The organism is Acinetobacter sp. YH12046 (assembly GCF_013419905.1).
Lineage (GTDB): Bacteria > Pseudomonadota > Gammaproteobacteria > Pseudomonadales > Moraxellaceae > Acinetobacter.
The window spans coordinates 1-2452 of record NZ_VOZF01000065.1 but is presented as its reverse complement, the minus strand read 5'-3'; the positions used below and the strand labels follow the sequence as shown (position 1 = coordinate 2452).

The 2452-nt window shown below is 37.8% G+C and carries 3 protein-coding genes, 1 tRNA gene and 1 pseudogene; 3 read left to right on the top strand and 2 right to left on the bottom strand.

The features are described from left to right. Positions 1-107 (top strand): annotated as a pseudogene (locus FTU03_RS15830) (IS5/IS1182 family transposase); the annotation flags it as partial. 99 nt (positions 108-206) lie between these two features. Here FTU03_RS15830 and FTU03_RS15825 read toward each other — a convergent pair. After that, positions 207-617 (bottom strand): GFA family protein, encoded by a 411-nt coding sequence (locus FTU03_RS15825; RefSeq protein ID WP_159124076.1) that lies wholly within the window; start codon positions 615-617, stop codon positions 207-209. Between the two features lie 161 nt (positions 618-778). Here FTU03_RS15825 and FTU03_RS15820 point away from each other — a divergent pair, with 161 nt between their 5' ends. After that, on the top strand, positions 779-1222 hold the full coding sequence (locus FTU03_RS15820; protein ID WP_166138298.1) for a PaaI family thioesterase: 444 nt from the start codon (positions 779-781) through the stop codon (positions 1220-1222). Positions 1223-1234: 12 nt separating this feature from the next. Here FTU03_RS15820 and FTU03_RS15815 read toward each other — a convergent pair whose 3' ends face one another. Beyond that, positions 1235-1678 (bottom strand): hypothetical protein, encoded by a 444-nt coding sequence (locus FTU03_RS15815; RefSeq protein ID WP_179993454.1) that lies wholly within the window; start codon positions 1676-1678, stop codon positions 1235-1237. 236 nt (positions 1679-1914) lie between these two features. Between FTU03_RS15815 and FTU03_RS15810 the strand changes: the two genes are divergently transcribed. After that, positions 1915-1990 (top strand) — tRNA-Asn (locus FTU03_RS15810). The last annotated feature ends 462 nt before the right edge of the window (positions 1991-2452 follow it).

Here is a 2452-nt window from a genome sequence, read left to right as displayed (position 1 = left end):
TGAAAAGATTTAGAATACTAAGTGAACGCTATCGAAATAGACGGAAAAGATTCGGTTTACGCATTAACTTAATCGCTGCACTGGTAAACCGGATGAACTTGCAATAATGACTTTCGCAAGAGATCTAGTGTTCTTAGTTTTAAAAAGATTATTTTCATCAGATCAAATTATGAGACTTACTCTTCCTTTATCTGATTATATTTATTTCAAGAATCAGGTTGCTGAAACATGGCAATGACTTCAGCTTCTGTCATTTTTTTGGTTTGATTGTTAAATGAATAAAATGCTGGCTGATGATCTATATAAATTTCTAAATTGAAATCCAGATCCTCTGGCAGTTGCTCCAAAGTAAATACATTAATATTGGCAAAGGAATGATCTTTGGTCCGCCAGAAAATAAAAGTACCACAGGCATTGCAAAAACCACGCTCTGCCCATTCAGAAGTACTTGCAACAGATAAATGCTGCTGATCAATAAAGTGAATATTTTCTATATCAATCGACATTAATGGTCCACTTGTCTGGCGGCGGCACATGGAACAATGACAGGCAGCAACTTCATGATTTCTGAGCTGAACTTCAAATCGAGTCGCTCCGCATAAACATCTCGCTTTCATGATTATTCTTCCTCGGTATTATTATTTTTAATCATTTTACCGGATTCATCATAAGTAAAAGGCTTTGTACATTTCCTCATACAATTTTTTATTGCTGATCGAAGCACCATCTGCCTAAACTTGTCATTCAAATCCAGTATTTAAAATAATAAGGACAAGCTATGGATCTCAAGAATCTTTCAGGTTTGCAGATTATGCAAAAGATGCTTAAGGGCAATCTGTCTATGCCTTCTATGGCAACCACCATTCCCATGTCTGCTGGCGAAGTCGAACCGGGACATGTGACCTTTGTTGTAAAAGCAGATGAACGCCATCTGAATCCTATGGGAGGTGTACATGGCGGTTTTGCTGCAACTGTTTTAGATACGGTAACAGGCTGCGCGATTCATACTTTACTTGAAGCCGGTGTCGGTTATGGCACAATTGATCTGAATGTAAAAATGTGCCGTCCAATTCCTCACAACCAAGAACTAAAAGCGATCGGAAAATCAATTAATCTCAGTAAAAACCTAGGTATTTCCGAAGGTCAAATTCTGGATGACGAAGGTCGTATTTATGCCCATGCCACAGCAACCTGTATGATTTTTCGCAATTCCGACCATTAACGTGTTTAAGGCTTAAAGTACGCCCCATTTCCCTTGCGGTGCTTTTACCAGCTTCGGTTGGGTCAAAGCCCGATATTCAAAATAATGCTTGGAAACATTTGCCACACTCAGTTCCCGAATTTCTTTAGCAGAAGCTTGCCACACTTTAGACTGGTTCGATCCGGTCAGAAGATTACCAGCAAACGCATAGATATAAAGATCTTTTTGCTGTGCTTCAGGCGTGTTCAGAAAGATCTCAAAGCTAAATTGGCGTTCTTGTTCGACCAGCCACTTTTCTGCAAACCATAATTGCAGCAAGTCACCCAGATACAATTGTTTGGTCGCTAAGGGCCATAAACGGATTTCTGCACCAGCCACAGGGGTAAAGTATTGAGCTGAATCTTGAATAATATCGAGATAATGATCTTGATAAAAAGACAGTTGAGAGAAGATTTGAGGGATAGTGAGCGTATTCATTCGCTTTCTCCGGTTTAGCCATTTTTGTGCTGGCAAGTAGGTTTAAATCCACACTGTTTGACCATTTGGTCAAACGACTTTATGTTTTCAATCTAGCAAGTGAAATTTGTTCTGACAAGCATTTTTTAAGAATTTAATGCAATCGTTTAAATTAAAATCAGATAAGTACAATTTGTAATAAATATGACAGTTTTTGCTTGACCCTTTGCAAAATCTCTCTATAATCGCATTCAGATTCTCCCATAGCTCAGTCGGTAGAGCGACGGACTGTTAATCCGCAGGTCCCTGGTTCGAGCCCAGGTGGGAGAGCCAAATTCAAGAAAGCCCAAGCATTTAAGACTTGGGCTTTTTTATTGCCTGAAATTTCATTTATAAAATGATTCGATTCTTCTTTTCTCTTATATATTCTCACCTCGCCCTTTTATTTACCTAGTTAGATTGGCTTATATTCTCGTTTAATCAAATGTGCTGTTATAAGCCGTTATTCTAAAATTGACGACAGCTTTTGCTATCTTGCACTTCAAGTTTTTCCTTCTAATCAAATTATAAAATGCTTAGGCTATTTTAAATCCTTTCAATAGATAAATAAGCTAGGTAGCGAATCTTATATTTCGCAGATTCAAATCCCAAGTGCAACACATTTGTAGTTAGTTGAAAAAGTTAGGTGTATTCATAGAATCATTAGACTTTTTCAACTCGCAATTGGAAAGCACACAATGAAGAAATACACCCAACTTTCTCAAGATGAAAGATACGAAATTTATGCTACTTTGA